Source organism: Saccharopolyspora gregorii (assembly GCF_024734405.1).
GTDB lineage: Bacteria > Actinomycetota > Actinomycetes > Mycobacteriales > Pseudonocardiaceae > Saccharopolyspora_C > Saccharopolyspora_C gregorii.
The window spans coordinates 973,234-992,312 of the sequence record NZ_CP059556.1 but is presented as its reverse complement, the minus strand read 5'-3'; the positions used below and the strand labels follow the sequence as shown (position 1 = coordinate 992,312).

General features: G+C 74.6%; 17 protein-coding genes. 9 read left to right on the top strand and 8 right to left on the bottom strand.

The genetic code is table 11. The features are described from left to right. Window positions 1-48 precede the first annotated feature (48 nt). From H1226_RS04285 to rfbB, 4 genes are all read right to left on the bottom strand, one after another. Complete coding sequence (locus tag H1226_RS04285) at window positions 49-186, bottom strand: SapB/AmfS family lanthipeptide (RefSeq protein WP_255615140.1); 138 nt, start codon at window positions 184-186, stop codon at window positions 49-51. A gap of 123 nt (window positions 187-309) precedes the next feature. Next, complete coding sequence (gene lanKC / locus H1226_RS04280) at window positions 310-2,850, bottom strand: class III lanthionine synthetase LanKC (protein ID WP_258347229.1); 2,541 nt, start codon at window positions 2,848-2,850, stop codon at window positions 310-312. Between the two features lie 422 nt (window positions 2,851-3,272). After that, entirely contained in the window at window positions 3,273-4,223 is a 951-nt protein-coding gene (gene rfbD, locus H1226_RS04275) for a dTDP-4-dehydrorhamnose reductase (RefSeq protein ID WP_258347209.1), read from the bottom strand. Continuing rightward, complete coding sequence (gene rfbB / locus H1226_RS04270; RefSeq protein WP_258347196.1) at window positions 4,220-5,209, bottom strand: dTDP-glucose 4,6-dehydratase; 990 nt, start codon at window positions 5,207-5,209, stop codon at window positions 4,220-4,222. Before rfbB ends, rfbD begins: the two co-directional genes overlap by 4 nt. Before the next feature lie 702 nt (window positions 5,210-5,911). On the opposite strand from rfbB, the gene H1226_RS04265 reads away from it, so the two are divergent. The 3 genes from H1226_RS04265 (at window position 5,912) to H1226_RS04255 (ending at window position 9,584) form a co-directional block, all read left to right on the top strand. Continuing rightward, entirely contained in the window at window positions 5,912-7,363 is a 1,452-nt protein-coding gene (locus H1226_RS04265; RefSeq protein ID WP_258347187.1) for an LCP family protein, read from the top strand. A gap of 146 nt (window positions 7,364-7,509) precedes the next feature. After that, a complete protein-coding gene (locus tag H1226_RS04260; protein WP_258347183.1) occupies window positions 7,510-8,682 on the top strand; it encodes an LCP family protein in 1,173 nt (390 codons plus the stop codon). A 188-nt stretch (window positions 8,683-8,870) separates the two neighbouring features. After that, complete coding sequence (locus tag H1226_RS04255; protein ID WP_224962520.1) at window positions 8,871-9,584, top strand: TIGR03089 family protein; 714 nt, start codon at window positions 8,871-8,873, stop codon at window positions 9,582-9,584. A gap of 202 nt (window positions 9,585-9,786) precedes the next feature. Here the strand turns inward: H1226_RS04255 and H1226_RS04250 are convergent, their stop codons facing one another. Beyond that, window positions 9,787-10,218 carry a DoxX family protein gene (locus H1226_RS04250; protein WP_258347158.1) on the bottom strand — a complete coding sequence of 144 codons (432 nt, stop codon included), beginning with the start codon at window positions 10,216-10,218 and terminating at the stop codon, window positions 9,787-9,789. A gap of 193 nt (window positions 10,219-10,411) precedes the next feature. Between H1226_RS04250 and H1226_RS04245 the strand changes: the two genes are divergently transcribed. The 5 genes from H1226_RS04245 (at window position 10,412) to H1226_RS04225 (ending at window position 13,597) form a co-directional block, all read left to right on the top strand. Continuing rightward, window positions 10,412-11,194 carry a thioesterase family protein gene (locus H1226_RS04245; RefSeq protein WP_258347155.1) on the top strand — a complete coding sequence of 261 codons (783 nt, stop codon included), beginning with the start codon at window positions 10,412-10,414 and terminating at the stop codon, window positions 11,192-11,194. Window positions 11,195-11,384: 190 nt separating this feature from the next. Further along, a complete protein-coding gene (locus tag H1226_RS04240; RefSeq protein WP_255615122.1) occupies window positions 11,385-11,513 on the top strand; it encodes a hypothetical protein in 129 nt (42 codons plus the stop codon). A 2-nt stretch (window positions 11,514-11,515) separates the two neighbouring features. Further along, a complete protein-coding gene (locus tag H1226_RS04235; RefSeq protein WP_258347145.1) occupies window positions 11,516-12,271 on the top strand; it encodes a hypothetical protein in 756 nt (251 codons plus the stop codon). After that, window positions 12,166-13,356, top strand: coding sequence for an asparagine synthase-related protein (locus tag H1226_RS04230; protein WP_258349334.1), 1,191 nt, complete (start codon window positions 12,166-12,168; stop codon window positions 13,354-13,356). The genes H1226_RS04235 and H1226_RS04230 overlap by 106 nt, the downstream gene beginning before the upstream one ends. Further along, window positions 13,334-13,597, top strand: a complete 264-nt coding sequence (locus H1226_RS04225; protein ID WP_224962528.1) for a lasso peptide biosynthesis PqqD family chaperone — start codon at window positions 13,334-13,336, stop codon at window positions 13,595-13,597. The genes H1226_RS04230 and H1226_RS04225 overlap by 23 nt, the downstream gene beginning before the upstream one ends. A gap of 54 nt (window positions 13,598-13,651) precedes the next feature. On the opposite strand, the gene purE is transcribed toward H1226_RS04225, so the two are convergent. From purE to H1226_RS04210, 3 genes are all read right to left on the bottom strand, one after another. Continuing rightward, window positions 13,652-14,164 carry a 5-(carboxyamino)imidazole ribonucleotide mutase gene (purE, locus tag H1226_RS04220; RefSeq protein ID WP_224962530.1) on the bottom strand — a complete coding sequence of 171 codons (513 nt, stop codon included), beginning with the start codon at window positions 14,162-14,164 and terminating at the stop codon, window positions 13,652-13,654. A 133-nt stretch (window positions 14,165-14,297) separates the two neighbouring features. Further along, window positions 14,298-15,482, bottom strand: a complete 1,185-nt coding sequence (locus H1226_RS04215) for a 5-(carboxyamino)imidazole ribonucleotide synthase (protein WP_258347116.1) — start codon at window positions 15,480-15,482, stop codon at window positions 14,298-14,300. A gap of 51 nt (window positions 15,483-15,533) precedes the next feature. Beyond that, entirely contained in the window at window positions 15,534-16,331 is a 798-nt protein-coding gene (locus tag H1226_RS04210; RefSeq protein ID WP_258347112.1) for a hypothetical protein, read from the bottom strand. Between the two features lie 278 nt (window positions 16,332-16,609). On the opposite strand from H1226_RS04210, the gene H1226_RS04205 reads away from it, so the two are divergent. Continuing rightward, on the top strand, window positions 16,610-19,012 hold the full coding sequence (locus tag H1226_RS04205; protein ID WP_258347110.1) for a sigma-70 family RNA polymerase sigma factor: 2,403 nt from the start codon (window positions 16,610-16,612) through the stop codon (window positions 19,010-19,012). Window positions 19,013-19,079: the final 67 nt, after the last annotated feature.

Genomic DNA, 19,079 nt, shown 5'->3' with positions numbered 1-19,079 from the left:
AGCTCCGCCACCTGACCCCCGCGCGGCACGAGGCGGGCGACGCGGCGATCAGTGGCAGGTGAGCAGGCTCACCGTGCTGTTCGCGCAGGACGCGAGCAGGCTCAGGTTGCTGCCGTTGTCGCCGCCACCGCCGCCGCCGAACGAGGTCTCGTTCCGGGCTTCGAGCTCCTGGAGCTGCAGGACCATCTCCACGGTCGTTCCTTCCGTCGTTTCCTTCGTTGACCGGGCGGGATCCCGCCCGGAGTTCGTGGTGCCACCGGTCGCCCGGCGGGTGCGCGGTGCTCACGGCGCAGTGCGGGTGCGCGGCGCTCACGGCGCCGTGTCGAAGAACGGCAGCACCCGGCCGTGCCCGTCGAGCACGGCGGCGACGGTGGCGAGCACGCCCGCGCCGCCGGTGGCGACGTCGGTGGACAGCCGCAGCAGCTGGTTGCCGGGCATCGCGATGCCGCCGTCCCCGAAGGGCAGGGCGTGCCAGCCCAGCGCGGCCAGGTGGGTGCCGATGGCCGCGGTCCGCTCCGGTTCGGGCCGCCGCCGGTCCGCGGCGGCCAGCGCGGCGAGCAGCCCGCAGCGGCCGTGCAGCAGTCCGGGGTGGATGACGAACTCGCCGAGGCAGGCGGCCAGCAGGTCCGGTTGCCACCGCAGGCATTCCGCGTCGGGGTGGCGCAGCGCGAGCTCTTCGGCGACGAGCGCGATGCCCGCGCTGCCGACCCCCAGGTACGGCAGGGTGCGGGCGGTGCCGTCGCGCACCTGGAGGCCGCCGCCGTCGGTGCGGGCGCATTCGTCGAGGTCCCGCAGCAGCGCCCGGTCGGCCAGCTCCAGCCAGGCGCGTTCTCCGGTGGCGTCGTGCAGGTGCGCGAACAGCAGCGCGGGCCCGGACCAGCCGTCGAGCAGCCCGGCCCGGCCCACGTCGCCGGGCGGCGCGGCGGCGGGCAGCTCCTCGGCGAGCCGGTCGGCGAGGTTCAGCGCGCGGTTCAGCGGTTCCCCGTCGTCCCAGCGGTGCGCCAGGTGCAGCAGGTTCAGCGCGATGCCGGCCCGGCCCGCCCCGTAGCCGTGCCCGGTGGTCTGCGCGGCGAGCCCGGCGGCGGCCGCCACGAGTTCCCGCGCGGCTTCGCGGTGCCCGAGGTGGTCGAGCACGTGCGCGGTGCCGTGCGCGCCGTCGAGCAGCCCGGGCCGCTGCGGCGGGGTGCGGCGCACCGCGTCGAGCAGCCACCGCTCGTGCTCCGGGTAGCGCCCGGCACCGGCGACGTCCAGCGCGAGCAGCACCCCGGCGGCGCCGTGGGCGATGCCGGTGCCGCCGACCCGGAACTGCTCGATGTCGCCGGGGAACAGCCGGTCCGCGCGTGCCGGGGTGGCGCTGCCGAGCACGCCCTCGGCGAGTCCTTTGCGGACGATCCCCCAGTCCGGCGCGGGCTGGTCCAGTTCGGTGGTGGCGGGCGCGGTGCCCGCGGGCAGCAGCCGTTCGCGCAGCGCACCGCCGTACTCGGCGGGCAACCGGAAGCGGCGGCGCGCCACGTCGACGAGCGCGTCGAGCTTGCCGGGCGCCAGTTCCAGCAGCGCGTTCAACGGCAGGAACATCCACAGCGCGAGCGCGGCCAACGCGTGCCCGTCGACCTCGGTGCCGCTGCTGCCGGGCGGGGCGCGGAATCCGGGCGCGCCGAGCGCGGGCCGCGGGGCGTCCACGTCCAGCGCGGCCATCTCGAAGTCGACGAGCGCCACCGAGTCGTCCTCGTCCACCAGCACGTTCAGCGGGTGCAGGTCGCCGAAGACGACGCCGCGGGCGTGCACCCGGTCGATCAGCTCCCGCACCCGGTCGAGCAGCGCGAGCGCGCGGTCGGCGTAGGCGGTGAGCTCCTCGGCGGTGGTGCCGCCGCGGGTGAGCGGGTAGTTGCGGGCCAGCCAGGCGCCGAGGTTGCGGCCCGGGACCGGTTCGACGACGAGGAACGTGTGCTCCCAGGCGGTGCACAGCTCGTGCACCGCGGGCACGCCGGGGACGCCGTCGAGGTGCCGCAGCACCTGGTGTTCCCGGCGCAGCCGGACCTCGGCGTCGGTCCCGTCGCGGTCCAGCCCGGCGTGCGGGCGGGCTTCCTTGAGCACCACCTCGACGCCGTCGGATTCCCGGGTGGCGCGGTACACGCCGCCGCCGTTGGAGAAGTGCATCGAGGACGTCACCCGGTACGGGAACCGGGTCGTCCCCGGGTCCCGGCGGGCGGCCAGGTGCGGTTCGAGGAATGCGGGCAGCCGCACCCAGCCGGGCACCGAGAATCCCGGTCCGCGCGCATCGGGAACGAGCGCTCCGTCGGGCCGCTCTACGGCGAGCACCCGGGTTCCGCCGACTTCCACCCACCGCTGCTCGAATCCGCCGTAGCGCACGTACAACGGACCGGAACCGCAGCGGAGATCGCTCAGCACGTACGGACCGGATTCGCCGCGCAGCGGTGCGGACAGTTCGAGGAGAATGCGTTCGAGGTGGTTCTCGTCCACCGGGTAGAGCGTCATGAACTTCCCGCTCGACGAACGCGACGCGTATTTGGAGTTCCGCGCGAGGAGCACGTCGCGCCCGGCCAGGTGCTTGAACGCGATCCGGTTGCGCAGGCAGTACCCGCCGACGGTGCGCAGCACCCGTTCCGCGTTGTGCAGAGTGGCCGAGACGTGCACCTTCCACCCCTGGGAGGGCAGGTCCACGCCGCGCGGACGCAGCATCCGCCAGCCGCCGGCGGTCGCGTCCGACCAGCTCGGGACTTCCGGGAGTTCGAGCAGCCGCGCGTATTCGCCGGGACCACCGGAAGCGCCGTTCTGCTCGTCGAAGAACAGCGGATCGGCGAAGCAGAATGCTTCGTACCGGAAGTCCATGGCACACCTTTCCCCCGAGCGCAGATCACGTGATTTCCGCGACATCCCAGTCGGTCCGACAGTTCGCCGGCCGCGGTGAAATTTCCTCATGCCCGGAACCGGCTGCCAACCCGCCGAACAAGTGATCGCACTAGGCTCGAAGAGTGACTACTTCGGTCTCGTTACCACCAGGTACCGCAGTCGTTCGCGCACCGATCCGGAGCAACGATCACCCATTCGCCTGTAACACCGGCGCTGGCAGCGGAAATGGTTCACCGGAAACCGCGCGGCTCGAATCGAATGCAGGAACAGCGGAACGGCTCGAAGAATGCGCGCGCAATGAATGCGGGCCGCGGGCAGCCGTCCGCGAACGCCCCGGAACCGGGAGCGGCGGCCGTCCCGGCCCTCCCCGCGAACGCGCGGAACCGGGACCGGCGGCCTCCTCAGCCCTCGCCGCGCAGCGCCGCGCCGTCCACCTCGAACGCCGCCGCCAGCGCCGAACGCCAGTCCCGCAGCGGGCTCAGCCCGGCCGCGTTCCACGCGCGCGGCGAGAGCACCGAGTAAGCGGGCCGCGGCGCGGGACGCGGGAAGTCGGCGGTGGCGCACGGCAGCACCCGGTCCGGGTCGGCGCCGATCTCGGCGAACACGGCGCGGGCGAACTCGTACCAGCTGGCCCGCCCGGAGTTCGTGCAGTGCAGCACCCGGTCGGCCGGATCGCGGCGTTCGACCAGCAGCCCGGCCAGCTCCAGCAGCCCGGCCGCCAGGTCGCCGGTCCAGGTGGGGCCGCCGACCTGGTCGTCGACCACCGTCACCCGCTCACGCTCGCCGGCGAGCCGCACCATCGTCTTGACGAAGTTCCCGCCCCCGGCGCCGTACACCCAGGAGGCGCGCACCACCCAGGCCCGGTCGGCGGCGGCGAGGACCGCGCGCTCCCCGGCGAGCTTCGTGCGCCCGTACGCGGTGCGCGGGCCGGTCTCGTCGGACGGCTCGTAGGGCACGTCGGCGGTGCCGTCGAAGACGTAGTCGGTGGACAGGTGCACCAGCGGCACCCGGCGCACCGCGCAGGCGCGGGCCAGCGCCGCGGCACCCGCCTCGTTGATCGCCGCGGCCCGTTCCGGCTCGCCTTCGGCGGCGTCCACCGCGGTGTGCGCGGCGGCGTTGACGACGACGGGCCGGAGGTTGTTGTCCCGCGCGGTCTCGGCGAACGAGTCCACCGCGTCGGTGACGTCCTGCTCGTCGCGGACGTCGAGCTCGCCGGAACCGGGCGCGTGCACCAGGCCGAGGCGGCCCTGCGCCCGGCGGTGCAGTTCGCGGCCCAGCTGACCGCGGCCGCCCGGCACCAGCAGCGCGATCTCGTCCGGCCCGGTGATCGGGCCCGCTTCCCGTTCCGTCATCGGCTGATCGTCGTCGCCTGCTTCAGCGGCTCCCACCAGGCGCGGTTCTCCCGGTACCAGCGGATGGTGTCCGCGAGGCCCTCGCCGAAGTCGACGACCGGCCGGTAGCCCAGCTCGGTGCTGATCTTCGCGTGGTCCACCGAGTAGCGGCGGTCGTGGCCCTTGCGGTCCTCGACGTGGCGCACCGCCGACTCGTCGGCGCCGAGTTCGGCGAGCAGCCGGTCGGTGAGCTGCCGGTTGGTCAGCTCGGTGCCGCCGCCGATGTTGTACACCTCACCCGGCCGCCCGGCCCCGGCGACGAGCTCGATCCCGCGGCAGTGGTCGGTCACGTGCAGCCAGTCCCGCACGTTGCCGCCGTCGCCGTAGAGCGGCACCTGCCGACCGTCCAGCAGGTTCGTGATGAACAGCGGCAGCATCTTCTCCGGGAACTGGTACGGCCCGTAGTTGTTGGAGCAGCGGGTCACGCAGACCGGCAGGCCGTGCGTGCGGAAGTAGGCGCGGGCCAGCAGGTCGGAACCGGCCTTCGCCGCGGAGTACGGCGAGTTCGGCTCCAGCGGATCCCCTTCGGGCCAGGAACCCTCGTCGATGGAGCCGTACACCTCGTCGGTGGAGACGTGCACGAACTTGCCGACCTCGGCGGCGAGCGCGGCCTGCAGCAGCACGTCGGTGCCGAGGACGTTGGTGCGCACGAAGTCGGAGGCGCCGAGGATCGACCTGTCCACGTGGGACTCGGCGGCGAAGTGCACCACCAGGTCCACCCCGCGCATCAGCTCGCCGACCAGCTCGGCGTCGCAGATGTCGCCCTGCACGAAGCGCAGCCGCGGGTCGTCCGCGACGGGGCGCAGGTTCTCCCGGTTTCCCGCGTAGGTGAGCTTGTCCAGCACCACCACTTCGGCGTCGGCGAACTCCGGGTGGTCACCGCCGAGCGATCGCCGCACGTAGTGCGACCCGATGAAACCGGCACCGCCGGTGATCAGAACTCGCATGGCACCTTCCCGAAAGAGCGGCCGGGCCGGGCGGTGGCCCGGTCCGGGCTGGCTTCGCCCGCAGTCTGCCACGCGCGCGGCGGGCCGGATCACCGTACCGGCGGGATCTCGTGCGCAGCGGGTTGTGGGGGGTTTCCCGGCGTCTACCCGAGCGCCGGGAGGCGCCCGCGGAGGTTCGTGGATCGTTGCGGAGAATGAGATCGGACAGTGCTCGGCGTGATCGAACCTGCCCATCGTTCGAGTGACACCGATCGTCCCGCCCGCGCGCAACCCCAGCGGCAGATCACCGTTAGCCTGCACGGTGACCCCGCCGAGGATCACCCCGGCGAGGTGTAACGCTCGCAAGGCAGGCCCTGAGGAGGATTCGGCGTGGACGACCGGTCGCGACGGCCAGGTGGCCCACCGGGGCAGCCGGGCAGGCCCGTCCCCCCGCGCGGGCCGAAGGGCGGCCCGGCAGGCGGTGCCCCCGGCAGGCCCCGCCCCGGCGGCGCACCGGCCGGACGGCCCGCCGGCGGCGAACCCCGGCGTCCCGCTCCGGCCGATCGCCCCAAGCCCGAACGCACCCCGCCCGACCGGCCCGCACGACCGGCTCGGCGGCCCGCGGGCGACGGACCCCGCAACCCGGCGGCACCGCCCGCACCACCCCCGCCCGACGAGCACGCGCGCCCGGCACGCCGCACCGGCTCCCACATCGGCCGCACCGTGGCGGCCCTGCTGTCGGTGCTGGTGCTCGGGACCACCGGCTACGCGTGGGGAACGCTGCGCAACCTGAACAACGGGCTCTCCGGCAGCGATGTCATCGGCAGCGGCCTGAACTCGCCGGACGGCGCCACCGACGTGCTGCTGGTCGGCAACGACAGCCGCACCGACGCCGACGGGAACCCGCTGCCCGAAGAGGTCCTCAAGGAACTGCGCACCACCGACGACGAGGGCGGCGACCTCACCGACACGATGATCCTGGTGCGCATCCCCAACGGCGGGCAACGCGCCAGCGCCGTGTCCTTCCCCCGCGACACCATGGTCCAGCTCGGCAACGGCTACGGCGAGCAGAAGCTCAACTCCGCCCTCGGCCGCGCCAAGAGCGAAGCCCGCCACCGCCTCGAACAGGACGGCGTCACCGACCCCAAGCAGCTGGAACTGCAATCCAAGGCCGAAGGCCAGAAGTTCCTGATCAAAACGATCGAAGAGCTCTCCGGCGCCAGCATCGACCACTACGCCGAGGTCAACCTGCTGGGGTTCCACGACATCACCACCGCCGTCGGCGGCGTGGACGTGTGCCTGCTCGACGACGTCGACGACAGCTCCTACTCCGGCGCGGTGTTCAAGGCGGGCCCGCAGACCATCTCCGGCGCGGACGCGCTGGCGTTCGTGCGCCAGCGGCACGGGCTGCCGCGCGGCGACTTGGACCGGGTGGTGCGCCAGCAGGTGTTCATGTCCGGACTGGCGGGCAAGATGCTCTCCACCGGCACCCTGAGCAACCCGAGCAAGCTCGGCGATCTGATGCAGGCGCTGGAGAAGTCCGTGGTGCTGGACCAGGGCTGGGACGTGGTCGACTTCGCCCAGCAGATGTCCGGCATCGCCGGTGGCGACATCGACTTCCAGACCATCCCGATCGAGCTGGTCGGCGAATCCGGTGCCGAGGACGTCGAGGCGAACCCGCGCGAGGTCAAGCAGTTCGTGGACAACCTGCTGCTGCCGCCCGCGGAACGCGCGGCCAAGGAGCAGGAGGCGAAGGCCGCCGAGGAGCAGCGCAGCGGCACCACGGTCAGCGTCTTCAACGCCTCCGGCAAGACCGGCCTGGCCGCCGACGTGCTCAGCAGCCTCAGCCAGGAGGGCTTCAGCCAGGGCGGCAGTTCCAACGCGGACTCGATGCCGACCTCGCTGGTCTACCACGCGCCCGGGGACGAGGCCGCCGCGCAGCAGGTCGCCGAGAGCCTCGGCGGGCTGCCGCTGAAGGAGAGCAGCAACCTCGGCGCGGGCGCGGTGGAGGTGTACCTGGGCGCGGACTACGCGGGCCCCGGCACGCAGAACTTCGCCGGTCGCAAGCAGATCCGGCTCGACGGCGGCAGGCAGGCCAGGCCGCTGCCCGCGCAGCAGAACCCGAACGGGCCGGACGGCCCGATCAACGCGGGCGGGGTCCCCTGCGTGAACTGATCCCGGCACGACCCCGCTGATCGCCCCGCCGCGCGGCCCGAACGGGCCCGCTCGGCGGGGCGATCCGGTTACAGTGGATCAACTCCGGGAATCGGGCCGCTGTCGGGGCGGCTCCGCCGGGGAGGCCGCCGCATCGGGGAGGGACCGTGGCCGTCGACGAGGACGCCCCCGGGGCGCCGGACAGGCGCGGGGGCCGCGCGCTGCGGATCTTCGGCCGGGCGGTGATCGCGCTGCTGTCGGCCTGCGTGCTCGCGGTCGTCGCGGCCGGGTGGACCGCGCTGGACCGGCTCAGCGACGAGGTCGGCGGCTCCGAAGTGCTCACCGAGACCCCCGACGCGCCGCCGGCCGACGACGCCGCCACCGACGTGCTGCTGGCCGGCAACGACAGCCGCACCGACGCGCAGGGCGATCCGCTGCCGCTGAGCGTGCTGCGCGAGCTGCGCACCGAGAGCACCAGCGGGCTCAACACCGACACCCTCATCCTGCTGCGGATCCCGCACGACGGCTCGCAGCCGACGGCGGTGTCGCTGCCCAGGGACACCTCGGTGCCGGTGCCCGGCGGCGGCACCCAGAAGATCAACGCGGTGTACGGGCTGGCGAAGGCGGCCGCGTCCCGGCAGGACCCCGGTTCCGGCGCCGCCGCCGAGCGGCGCGCGCGGCTGGCCGGGCAGCGCGCGCTGGTGCAGAGCGTGCAGGGCCTCGCGGGCATCCGGGTGGACCGCTACGCCGAGGTGAACCTGCTGGGCTTCTACGAGGTGACCGACGCGCTCGGCGGGGTCGAGGTGTGCCTGCGGCACGCCACCAGCGACAAGGACTCGGGCGCGGACTTCGCGGCGGGCCGCCAGACCGTCTCCGGCGGCGACGCGCTGGCGTTCGTCCGCCAGCGGCACGGGCTGCCGCGCGGCGACCTGGACCGGATCGTGCGCCAGCAGGTGTTCCTGGCCGCGGTGACGGACAAGCTGCTGTCCACCGGGACGCTCACGGATCCGGCGAAGCTCGCCGAGCTGCAGGAGGCGGCGCGGCGCTCGGTGGTGCTGGACCAGAGCTGGGACGTCACCGAGTTCGCGGCGCGGATGCAGGGCCTCGCCTCGGGCAGCGTCCGGTTCGTGACGCTGCCGGTGCGTTCGGTCGGCGACCGCGACGAGCACGGGCAGAGCGTGGTGACGGTGGATCCGGCGCAGGTGCGCGGGTTCATCGCCGGTCTGGTGCCCACCGCCGGTTTCGGCGCGGGCCCGGCACTGGACCTGGACGGTTCGGCGCGGCGGCAGAGCCCGCCCGCACCCGCGATCAGCTCCACGGGCATCCCCTGCGTCAACTGAACCCGACCGCACGGCCCGCACCCCCGCCGTCGAACCGCCCAGGCGGGACGTGGCTCTGTCCTGCCAGCGGCGAAGCCGATGAGCGGCGACCACCGAAGCAACCGGACCACCAGCGGGTTCTCAGGGGGGATCCCGCTGAGGTTCCGCCACCCCGGTGCTGCGCAGCAGAACCACTAGGGTCCCCCACCATGAGCATCACGCAGGCGTTGCTGGCCCCGATGGTGGCCGCCGGATCACCGCGGCCGTTGATCACGCACTACGACGACGCGACCGGCGCGCGGGTCGAGCTGTCCAGGGCCACCACCGCGAACTGGGCGGCGAAGACGGCGAACTGGCTGGTGGACGAGCTCGACGTGGAGCCGGGCGCCCCGGTGGCGGTCGCGCTGCCCGCGCACTGGCAGACGCTGGGCGTGCTGCTGGGCGCCTGGTGGTGCGGAGCGCACGTGGTCGCCGATCCGAAGGGCGCCGAGGTGGCGTTCGTGCCGGGCTCGGTGCTGGAGGCGGGCGCGGGAGCGCACGTGGTGGCCGCGGTCGGCTTGGACGCGATGGGCGGGCCGGTGCGCGGGCTGCCCGCGGAGGTCGTGGACTACGCCTCGGACGTGCGGGTGCACGGGGACGACTTCGCCCCGCGCGACCCGGTGCCGGGCAGTGCTCCCGCGCTGCTGGAGTTCAGCGTGGACGAGGTGCTGGGACTGGCGTCGCGGCGGGCCGCCGAGCAGGGCGTGGACCGCGGGGCGCGGGTGCTGTCCGCGCGAAACTGGACGTTGCCGCAGGGCGTGCTGGACGGCCTGTTGTCGGTGCTGTCGGCGCAGGGTTCCCTGGTGCAGGTGAGCAATCCGGATCCGGCGAAGGCGCAGCGGCGCCGCGCGGACGAGAAGGTGACCGTCGAGCTCGACGGCTGATCGCCGCCGGAGCCGCGCTCCGCGACCGCCCCGGGCGGCGCCACCACCGAGCGGTGCCGCCCGGCGTGCCGGGTCGCGGAGCACGAACCTCCGGCCCCCGCCGGAGCCACCGGCCGCGCGGACCGGGCGTCGGGCCCGCGCGGCTCCGTGCTCGCGCGCGGCACCGCCTCGGTCGGCGGCCGCCTCGCGCCCGGCACCCGGGTCAGGCGTCGACCTCGGCGCGTTCGGCCTGCGCGCCGCCGGTGAACAGCGCCTGCACGGTGTACTTGGGCCCGCTGAAGCCGAGCGCGAGGCTCGTCGCGGCGAGCACCAGCACGTATTCGAAGCCGCCGTCGGTGGCGAAGAAGCCGGCGCTCGCGTGCGCGGTGACGAGCGCGCCGAGCATCACGGCGGCGAGCAGCACGCCCGCCACGGGCATCAGCACGCCGAGGACGAGCGCGAGCCCGCCGAGCAGTTCGACGGTGGCGGTGAACCCGGCCGCGACGACGGGCATCGGGATGCCCATCTGCTCGAATCCGGCGCCGACGCCGGAGATGCCGTTGAGCACGAACTTCTGGTAGGCGTGCAAGACGAAGGTCACGCCGACGACCAACCTGGCCAGCAGGATCGTGACGTCGCGGAGACGGTGCTGCATCAGCTCACCTTTCGGGGGGGCACGGGGGTTCCGACCGCCCAGCATATACATGAACCTTCAAATAAAAGGCCGAATGGGAAACTGGTCACGGAACCCGCACCCCCGCTGCGCCGGACGACCGAACCCGAACGCGCCCGGACGACCCAGCCGTCAGACCTACCCAAAGTAAGATACTGCTGAGTAGCATCCGGGCGTGCGCCGAGACGAGAGCCTGTTCCGCCGCGAAGGCGACCTGTTCGTGCCCACCGAAGCCGCGGGCAACCCGTGGGGCGAGCTCACCGGCGGCGGGCCCGTCGCCGGACTCGTCGCCCGCGCCGTCGAGCAGGCCCTCGACGAACCCGACCTGTTCGTCGCCCGGCTCACCGTCGACCTGCACCGCCCCGTCCCCCGCACCGGGATCACCGCCACCACCCGCACCGTCCGGGCCGGCAAGCGGTTGCGCGTGTTCGAGGTCACCCTCGCCCAGGACGGCACCGAGGTCACCCGCGCCACCGCCCAGGTGCTGCGCCGCAGCGGGGTCGACGGCGACCACGCGCCCGAACCCACCCCGTTCCCCGGACCGCAGGGCCTGCCGGACTCCTCGCTGCTGCCCGCCGAACTCGGGCTGCGCTGGGGAGTGCACGACGTGGTCCAGGTCCGCTGGGTCCGCGACCAGCTCGCCGGCGGCCCTGCCCAGGCGTGGATGCGGCTGCCGCTGCCGCTGCTGCCCGACGAACCGACCAGCAGGCTGAGCCAGGTCGCCGTCCTCGTCGACTGCATCAGCGCGGGCAGTCCCGTCGGCTCGCTGTTCGGCCCGTGGATCAACAGCGACATCACGCTGTACCTGCACCGGGAGCCCGCCGGCGAATGGCTCGGGATGGAGATGGCGCGCGACGTCGAACCCACCGGCGTCGGCGTCACCCGCGCCCGGCTCTTCGACGAGCGCGGACCGGTCGGGACGGCCCACGAAGCGGTGCTGGCGCACCGCCTGGGCTGAGACCGCGCGGCCCGGCCGCGACACCGCGGAGACGGTCCCGACGCATTTCGCGCGGGGCATTGTTACGTGACTAGTACTTTCTTCACCGAATGGGGTCATCATCACCCGGGGGGCATTGTGCCCCACCCGGGCTCCTAGCAGTGTGATCGTCGGCATGAATCCGTGCCTGCACACCACTGCGGAGGCATTCATGGACGAGCAGACCGCTGCCGACGGCTACGAAACTCCCACGCTCGTGGAAATCGTGGAATTACCCGAGCCGGTCACCGCACCATTTTCCTCCTACCCCGCGACGCGCACCGATCCGAGAACGGAATGAGCATGCTCCAGCACCACTCCGGTTGGGTCGTACTGCCCGACGTGCCGGGATTGAAGAACGTCGTCGACCGATTCCCGGCGCAGGGGCGGATCGTGCTCCGCCACGATTCCGGGAACCCCTGGCTGGTCGGCCGCTTCCGCACCGACGACCTCGTCCCGGTCGCGCTCGGGCCGGTCCGGGTGGCGCTGCTGGGGTCCTGCCCGATCGACGCGACCCGGCTCGCGTCGATCGTGCACGGGCTGCGCTCGGTCGCCGACCTGGACGCGGTGCTGCACCGGCTGCCCGGCGGGGTGCACTTGGCCGCCTCGGTGCGCGGCGAGGTCCGGGTGCAGGGCGGGATCTCCGGGCTGCGGCAGGTGTTCCACACCCGGGTCGGCGGCGTCCCGATCGCCGGTGATCGCGCCGACCTGCTCGCCGAGCTGGCCGGCGCGGGCATCGACGAGCAGGCGCTGGCGCTGCGGGTGGCGGTCGGACCGACCGGGCCGCCGCTGGACCGGCGCACCGCGTGGTCCGGGGTGCGGGCGCTGCCCCCGACTCGTACCTGCGGCTCGCCGCCGAGCGGGCCCGGGAGGTGCGGTGGTGGCGGCCGCCGGAACCGGACGTGGCGCTGCGCCGCGGCGCCCGCGCCACCCGGGAGGCGCTCGACACCGCGATCCGGTCCGGGACCGGGCGCACCGGCGCCGACCTCTCGGGCGGGATGGATTCCACCGCGCTGTGCTTCCTCACCGCGCGGCACGAACCCGAGCTCGTCACGCTGAACCGCCGGGAAAACGACCGCGAGAACGGGGAGAACCGGTTCGCCGCCGAATGCGCGCGGCAATTGCCGGACGGCACGCACCTCGTGCTGGATCCGCGAGAACTCCCCTCCGCATTCGAGGACCCGGGAGCGCTCACCGACCACGAAGAACCCATTCCGCTTTTCCGGGAACTCGCCGCGACGGGCCGGTGCGCGGAACTGCTCGCCGAGCACGGCGTGCAGCGGCAGCTCGCCGGATTCGGCGGAGATGAAATCTTCGGCGGCCCGCCCGGACATCTGCATTCGCTGCTGCGGCAACGCCCGGTGAAAGCGATCCGGCAACTGCGCGGATACCGGTCGCTGCACCGCTGGCCGCTGCTGCCGACGATGGCGGCGCTGCTGGCCGCGCACGACGTGGCGCACTGGTGGCGGGAGCAGTCCGACCGGCTCACCGCGCCGAACGGGCCGCGGCACCACACCGCGCTGGACTGGGGCCCCGCCCCGCTGCGCGCGGCGCCGTGGGCGAGCGCCGACGCGGTGGCCGCCGCCCGCGCCGAGCTGCGCACCGCGGCCACCGAGGCCGAACCGCTCGCGCCCGACCGCGGCAGGCACCAGCTGCTCACCGCGCTGCGCACCGCGGCACCCGGGTACCGGCGGCTGGTCCGGCGGTACGCGGCGGCCGGGGTGCGGCTGGAACTGCCCTACTACGACGACCGGGTGGTGGAGGCGGCGATCGCGGTACGCCCGGCCGAACGGGCGTCACCCTGGCGGTACAAGCCGCTGCTGGCCGAAGCCGCCCGCGGCACCGCACCGGACGCGGTGCTGCAGCGGCCCGTCCCCGCTCCCCGGCCGGACGCCGGGGTCGGGGCGGACGTGCACATCGGGTTGCGCCGCCACCGCGGCGCCGTCCTGGCGCTGTTCACCGACTCGGAACTCGCCGCGCACGGACTGGTCGACACCGGCGTGCTGCGCAAGCACCTGCTCGCGCCGCACGTCGAACCGCGCACCCTGGTCGCGCTGGAACACCTGCTGGGGTGCGAGGCGTGGCTGCGCGGCGTCACCCAGGGCTCCACCGGGAGGACCGATGCACCTGCGACTGCGTCCTGACGTCGACCCCACCGACCTCGGCGACGGGACGGTGCTGCGCGACGAGCGCACCGGGCGGCGCTGGCTGCTCAACCGCACCGGCACCCAGGTGCTGCGCGGCCTGCTGATCGGGCAGGACGCGGACCGCATCGCGGGCGAGCTCGCCGACCGCCACCGCATCCCGGCGGAGGTGGCCCGCCACGATGTCGCCACCATCGTCGAACGCCTCCGCGGCGCGGCCCTGCTGGAATCCACCAGGTGAGTCCGCCGGGCGGCACCGCGGCGGCGGGCGGCGACGTCCCGCCGCACGGGTCCGTCAGAGGCGCGCCTGCAGCGCCTCGTGCTTGTCGTGGACCATGCTCTCCAGGCCTTCCTGGAAGCGCGCCATCGCCGCGCGCAACCGGGTGCCCAGCTCACCGGAGTCCGCGGCGAGGGTGCGCACCGCCAGCAGTCCCGCGTTGCGCGCCCCGCCGACCGAGACGGTCGCCACCGGCACCCCGGCGGGCATCTGCACGATCGACAGCAGCGAGTCCATGCCGTCCAGGTGCTTGAGCGGCACCGGCACGCCGATCACCGGCAGCACGGTCGCGGACGCCACCATGCCCGGCAGGTGCGCCGCTCCCCCGGCGCCGGCGATGATCACGCGCAGGCCGCGGTCGGCGGCGTCGCGGGCGTAGTCCAGCATCCGCTGCGGGGTGCGGTGCGCCGAGTACACGCCGGCCTCGAACGGCACGTCGAACTCGGCGAGGGCCTGCCCCGCGGCCTCCATCACCGGCCAGTCCGAGTCGCTGCCCATGACCACGCCGACCAGCGGCCGTTCCTGCGCCATCTCCGGTTCCTCCCCGCCGGGCGCCCGCGCCCGGTGCTCCTGCTCGTCGTCGCGGCGAGCGACCGCCCGCCGTCCAGCCCATCACGTCCGCGGGGCAGCCGCCCCGCACCCCCGGTGCTCGCCGAGGCGGGTGTCAGTGGATCGGGTGGCCGTCGGCCCATTCCCCGGTGGAGAGGAAGTGCGCGGCCAGTTCCGCCTCGCGGCGGGTGGCGGCCATGTCGTCGCCGAGGACGGTGACGTGGCCGACCTTGCGCCCGGGCCGCTCGGCCTTGCCGTAGAGGTGCACCTTGGCGTGCGGGAACCGGGCGAACAGGTGGTGCGTCCGCTCGTCCACGCCCATCGCCGGTTCGGTGGGCGCGCCGAGCACGTTCGCCATCACCACGGCGGGCGCGGTGAGCTCGGTGCTGCCCAGCGGGTAGTCCAGCACGGCGCGCAGGTGCTGCTCGAACTGCGAGGTGCGGGCGCCTTCGATGCTGAAGTGCCCGGAGTTGTGCGGCCGCATCGCCAGCTCGTTGATCACGAGCCCGTCGTCGGTCTCGAACAGCTCCACCGCGAGCACGCCGACGACGCCGAGGGCCTCGGCGATGTGCAGCGCCAGGTTCTGCGCCTCGTTCCGCAGTTCCTCCGAGGCGTCCGGGGCGGGGGCGAGCACCTGCACGCAGATGCCGTCCTGCTGCACGGTCTCCACCAGCGGCCAGGCGGCGCCTTGCCCGAACGGGGAGCGCGCGACGAGCGCGGCGAGCTCGCGGCGCAGCGGCACCCGCTGCTCGACGAGCAGCGGCGCCCCGCCGTCGAGGAGTTCGCCGACGACGCGCTCGGCGCTCTCCGGGGTGTTCAGCGTCCACACGCCCCGGCCGTCGTAGCCGCCGCGGGCGGTCTTGAGCACGCACGGCCAGCCGTGCTCGGCGCCGAACTCCAGCGCCTGCGCGACCTCGGTGACCTCGGCGTACGGCGGTACCGGCAAGCCGAGCCCGGCGAGCTTGCGGCGCATCACCAGCTTGTCCTGGGCGTGCAGCAGCGCGTCCGGCCCGGGGTGCACGGCGACCCCGGCGGCGACGAGTTCGCGCAGGTGCTCGCCGGGCACGTGCTCGTGGTCGAAGGTGACCGCGTCGCAGCCTTCCGCGAAGGTGCGCAGCGCGTCGAGGTCGGTGTGCTCGCCGAGCTGCACGTCCGGCGCGACCAGCGCCGCCGGGTCCTGCGGCGAGACGGCCAGCACCTTGAGGGACTGGCCCAGCGGGATCGCGGCCTGGTGGGTCATCCGTGCGAGCTGCCCACCACCGATCATGCCTACGACGGGAGTGCGAGTGCGGTGGTCCACGAGCAGGAGAGCCTACTGCCCGCCCTCCGGCACCCGGACCACCGGGAACGGTCAGTCCACCGCGCCGAGCATGGCGCAGGCCGCGGCGGGGTCGCCCGGCAGCTGTTCCCGCCGGACCCGCACCGGCCCCACCGGGTGCAGCGCCGGATCACCGGCGATGCTGCGCCGCACCAGCATCCGCACCCGCTCGCACCGCTCCTCCAGGCAGGGCCGGCGGGCGGCGAGCACCGCGGCGGTGTCCGGCCGCAGCAGCGACACCGTCTCGCCCGCGTCGAACACGTCCCGCAGCACGTCCGCGGCCAGCACCATCGCCATCATCATCGGGTAGCCGCCGGTGTCCGGCGGGATGTCCAGCGACACGGTGATCAGCGCGTGGTCCTCGTCGGCGGCGCGTCCCGCCGACCGCGATCCCCGGTACACCTCGTGCAGCCGGGCCCGCAGGTAGGACGCGGTGGTGAGGCCGGTCAGCGGGTCCTGCACCTCGCGACCCACGGTGTACTCGGCCTGCACCTCGGCCCAGCCGAGCACCAGCGGCCGCAGCATCCACGCGGGCACCGAGTCCTGGTCCGGCGAGACCAGCCCGTCGCCGGTGCCGGTGCTCGCGGCGTGCAGCGCGGCCACGTCCAGCAGCGCCTCGGCCAGCCCGACACCGGCCTCCGCGCGCGCCGCACCGAGCCTGCCCAGCGGTTCGGTGAGGTCCGCCCCGCTCGCGACCGCCCGGCACACCGCGTCGACGGCGCGCACCCCCCAATCGCTCGGGAACGGCCATCCCGCCGCGAGGCTCGCCGTGCGCCAGCGCATCCGCAACGACCGGTCGATCCCGTTGCACCCCTTGATCCAGTTACTCATCCCGACCCCCTTTCACCGTGGAGACGACCTGCGCGTTCGACCATGACGGAAGACTGCGTGCAGGGCGCGGGGAGTCGTCGATCACAATGGGCACGACGCGAATTCGCATCACGTTGGCGGATCGACGGGCGATCGCGCGGATGGTTCCATGAAGCGGATCTGCTCCGATCGGCGCATCCGGACGCACCCGGTCGGCCGGTCGCACCGGAACCCCGAGCGCGGACCCGCCCGACCAGCGGCACACCCCGGACAGCGGACCACACAAAGGAAGGTGCGGCGTGGCCACAGCCCCGGCCGAAGCGCAGGGCCCCAGCGACGGCGAGCTGATCGAGGCCGTCCGGCACGGTTCGACGGAGGCCTACGGGACGCTCTACGAACGCCACGTCGCCGCCGCGCAGAACATGGCCCGGCAGGTCTCCAGATCGCAGGCCGAGGCCGACGACCTGGTGTCCGAGGCGTTCGCGAAGGTGCTGGCCACGTTGCGCGGCGGCCGCGGCCCGACGACGGCGTTCCGCGCCTACCTGCTGACGGCGCTGCGCCACGTCGCCTACGACCGGACGCGCCGGGACCGGAAGCTGCAGCTGGCCGAGGACGTCACCGAGGTCTCCGGCGCCGAGGCGAGCGTGCCGTTCACCGACACCGCGGTCGCCGGGCTGGAGCGGTCGCTGGCGGCGCGGGCGTTCGCGCGGCTGCCGGAGCGCTGGAAGACGGTGCTGTGGCACATCGAGGTGGAGGGCGAGACGCCCGCCCAGGTCGGCCCGCTGCTGGGCCTCACCCCGAACGGGGTGTCGGCGCTGGCCTACCGCGCGCGGGAGGGCCTGCGCCAGGCGTACCTGCAGGTGCACCTGAGCTCGCTGTCCGACGACGAACCGGGGATCGCGTCCTGCCGGGCGGCGGCGGACCGGCTGGGCGCGTGGACGCGCGGCGGGTTGTCGAAGCGGGAGACCGCGCAGGTCGACAACCACCTCGACGGCTGCGGCCGGTGCCGCGGGCTGGCGGCGGAGCTCGCCGACGTCAACGGCGGCCTGCGCGCGGTGATCGCGCCGCTGGTGATCGGCACCGGTGCCACGGCGTACCTGCTCTCCGGCGGTGGTGCTTCGGCGACCGCCGCGGCCGCATCGGCCGGTGCGGGGGGTTCGGCGGCGGGCGCGGCGAGCTCGGTGCCGCGCCAGGCGGTGTCGGGCGTCGCGGCCTCCGCCGCGCTGTGCCTGGCGCTGGCGCTGGCGCTGACCTCGGGCACGGCGCCGCTGCCGTCCGCCTCGGCGCCCCCGCCCGCGCCCGAGCCCGCCGTCGCACCGCCGCCCGCACCGCGCCCGCCCGCACCGAGCCCGCAGGCCCCCCAGCAGCCCTCTCCGCAGCCGGCTCCCGCACCGGCTCCGGCGCCCGCCGCGCCGACGCCGAAGCTGGACGCGCACGGCCCGACGGAGCCGTTGACGCTGGTGCCGGGCGGCGACCCCGCGGACCTGCCGATCACGGTGCGCAACGACGGCACCGGCCCGTCCGATCCGGTGACCGCGATCCTGTCGCTGCCGCCGGGCGTCAGCTCGGAGATCCCGGGGGTGACCTCCCAGCAGTCCGGTCCCGCGGGGACCGCGCCCGCGTCCGCCCGCACCGCGCGCGCCGCCGAGGCGGCCAGTGGCCCGGGGGTGCGCTGCGAGAGCTGGGACGGCGGGCTGCAGTGCTCCTCGGAGCGCGGCCTCGAACCGGGTGAGCAGCTGACCTTCGACCTGCACGTGACGGCCGCGGCCGACGCCACCGGCGGCGAGATCGGCGCGCGGATCGTGGCGGGCGCGGACCTGGACCTGCCGCTGTCCCGGATCCAGGTGCTGATGCGCTCCGGGGACGGGGTGGACGTGTCGGTGTCGGCGGCGGCGCACCCGCTGCACGACCTGCTGCTGGGCGGCGAGGTGCCGGAGGGCCCGCCGCTGCGGCTGAACCTCGACGTGCGCAACACCGGCGTGACCCGGGGCCGGGCCGAGGCGGTCGCGGTGCTGCCCGCCGGTGCGCGCGCGCTGGGGATCCCGCCCGCGTGCGACCTGCTGCCGTCGGACGACGAGCTGCGCTGCTCGGCGGAGCTGGATCCGGGCGAGTCCTACCGGGGCCACCTGTGGCTGGCCGGGCTTCCGGTGGAACCGCGCGGCGCCTCGGGCGGCGAGGAGCGCGAGGTCACCATCCCGGTGCGCGCCCGGCTCGGCACCGCGAACGACAGCGCCGCGGTGACCACCCGGCTCTGGTTCCCGTGGCGCCCGCGGCCGGAGCCGGACTGCCCGCTCCCGCCGCTGTGGCCGCTGCGTCCGGCGGACGGTGCGGAGTGGCCGTGCTGGCTGCCGGACGTGCCGGGGCTGCCCGAGCGACCTGGTCCGCCGGAGGTCCCGGGCCTGCCGGAGCTGCCGGGCCCGCCTGGTCTGCCGGGCCTGCCTGGCCTGCCGGGGTGGGCGCCGCCGAGCCAGGGCCCCGCGCCCGCCCCGGAGCCGACGCCCGGTTCCGAACCGACGCAGGCACCGACGCCCGTCCCGACCGGACCGGGCACCTCCGCACCGCCGGAACCCCCGTCCTCGGAGCCCACCCGGCCGCCCGAGTCCCCGGAACCGGAACCGGCCCCGGACGAGCGGCGGCTGCCGATCCTGGAACCGCTGCTGCCGCCGACCGCCCCGCCGCCCTGGTGGCGCTTCCCGCGCTGACCGGAGACCGGCCGGGGAGGTCCCGGCACCGCTGCGGCCGCACGAGCTCCGGGCGGCCGCGGCGGGG

Coding starts and splice junctions, on each gene's coding strand:
- H1226_RS04255 (WP_224962520.1), top strand. CDS start 8,871: ATGAGCATCACGCAGGCGTTGCTGGCCCCGATGGTGGCCGCCGGATCA.
- H1226_RS04240 (WP_255615122.1), top strand. CDS start 11,385: ATGGACGAGCAGACCGCTGCCGACGGCTACGAAACTCCCACGCTCGTG.
- rfbB (WP_258347196.1), bottom strand. CDS start 5,209: ATGCGAGTTCTGATCACCGGCGGTGCCGGTTTCATCGGGTCGCACTAC.
- lanKC (WP_258347229.1), bottom strand. CDS start 2,850: ATGGACTTCCGGTACGAAGCATTCTGCTTCGCCGATCCGCTGTTCTTC.
- purE (WP_224962530.1), bottom strand. CDS start 14,164: ATGGCGCAGGAACGGCCGCTGGTCGGCGTGGTCATGGGCAGCGACTCG.
- H1226_RS04285 (WP_255615140.1), bottom strand. CDS start 186: ATGGTCCTGCAGCTCCAGGAGCTCGAAGCCCGGAACGAGACCTCGTTC.
- H1226_RS04225 (WP_224962528.1), top strand. CDS start 13,334: ATGCACCTGCGACTGCGTCCTGACGTCGACCCCACCGACCTCGGCGAC.
- H1226_RS04210 (WP_258347112.1), bottom strand. CDS start 16,331: ATGAGTAACTGGATCAAGGGGTGCAACGGGATCGACCGGTCGTTGCGG.
- rfbD (WP_258347209.1), bottom strand. CDS start 4,223: ATGACGGAACGGGAAGCGGGCCCGATCACCGGGCCGGACGAGATCGCG.
- H1226_RS04235 (WP_258347145.1), top strand. CDS start 11,516: ATGCTCCAGCACCACTCCGGTTGGGTCGTACTGCCCGACGTGCCGGGA.
- H1226_RS04250 (WP_258347158.1), bottom strand. CDS start 10,218: ATGCAGCACCGTCTCCGCGACGTCACGATCCTGCTGGCCAGGTTGGTC.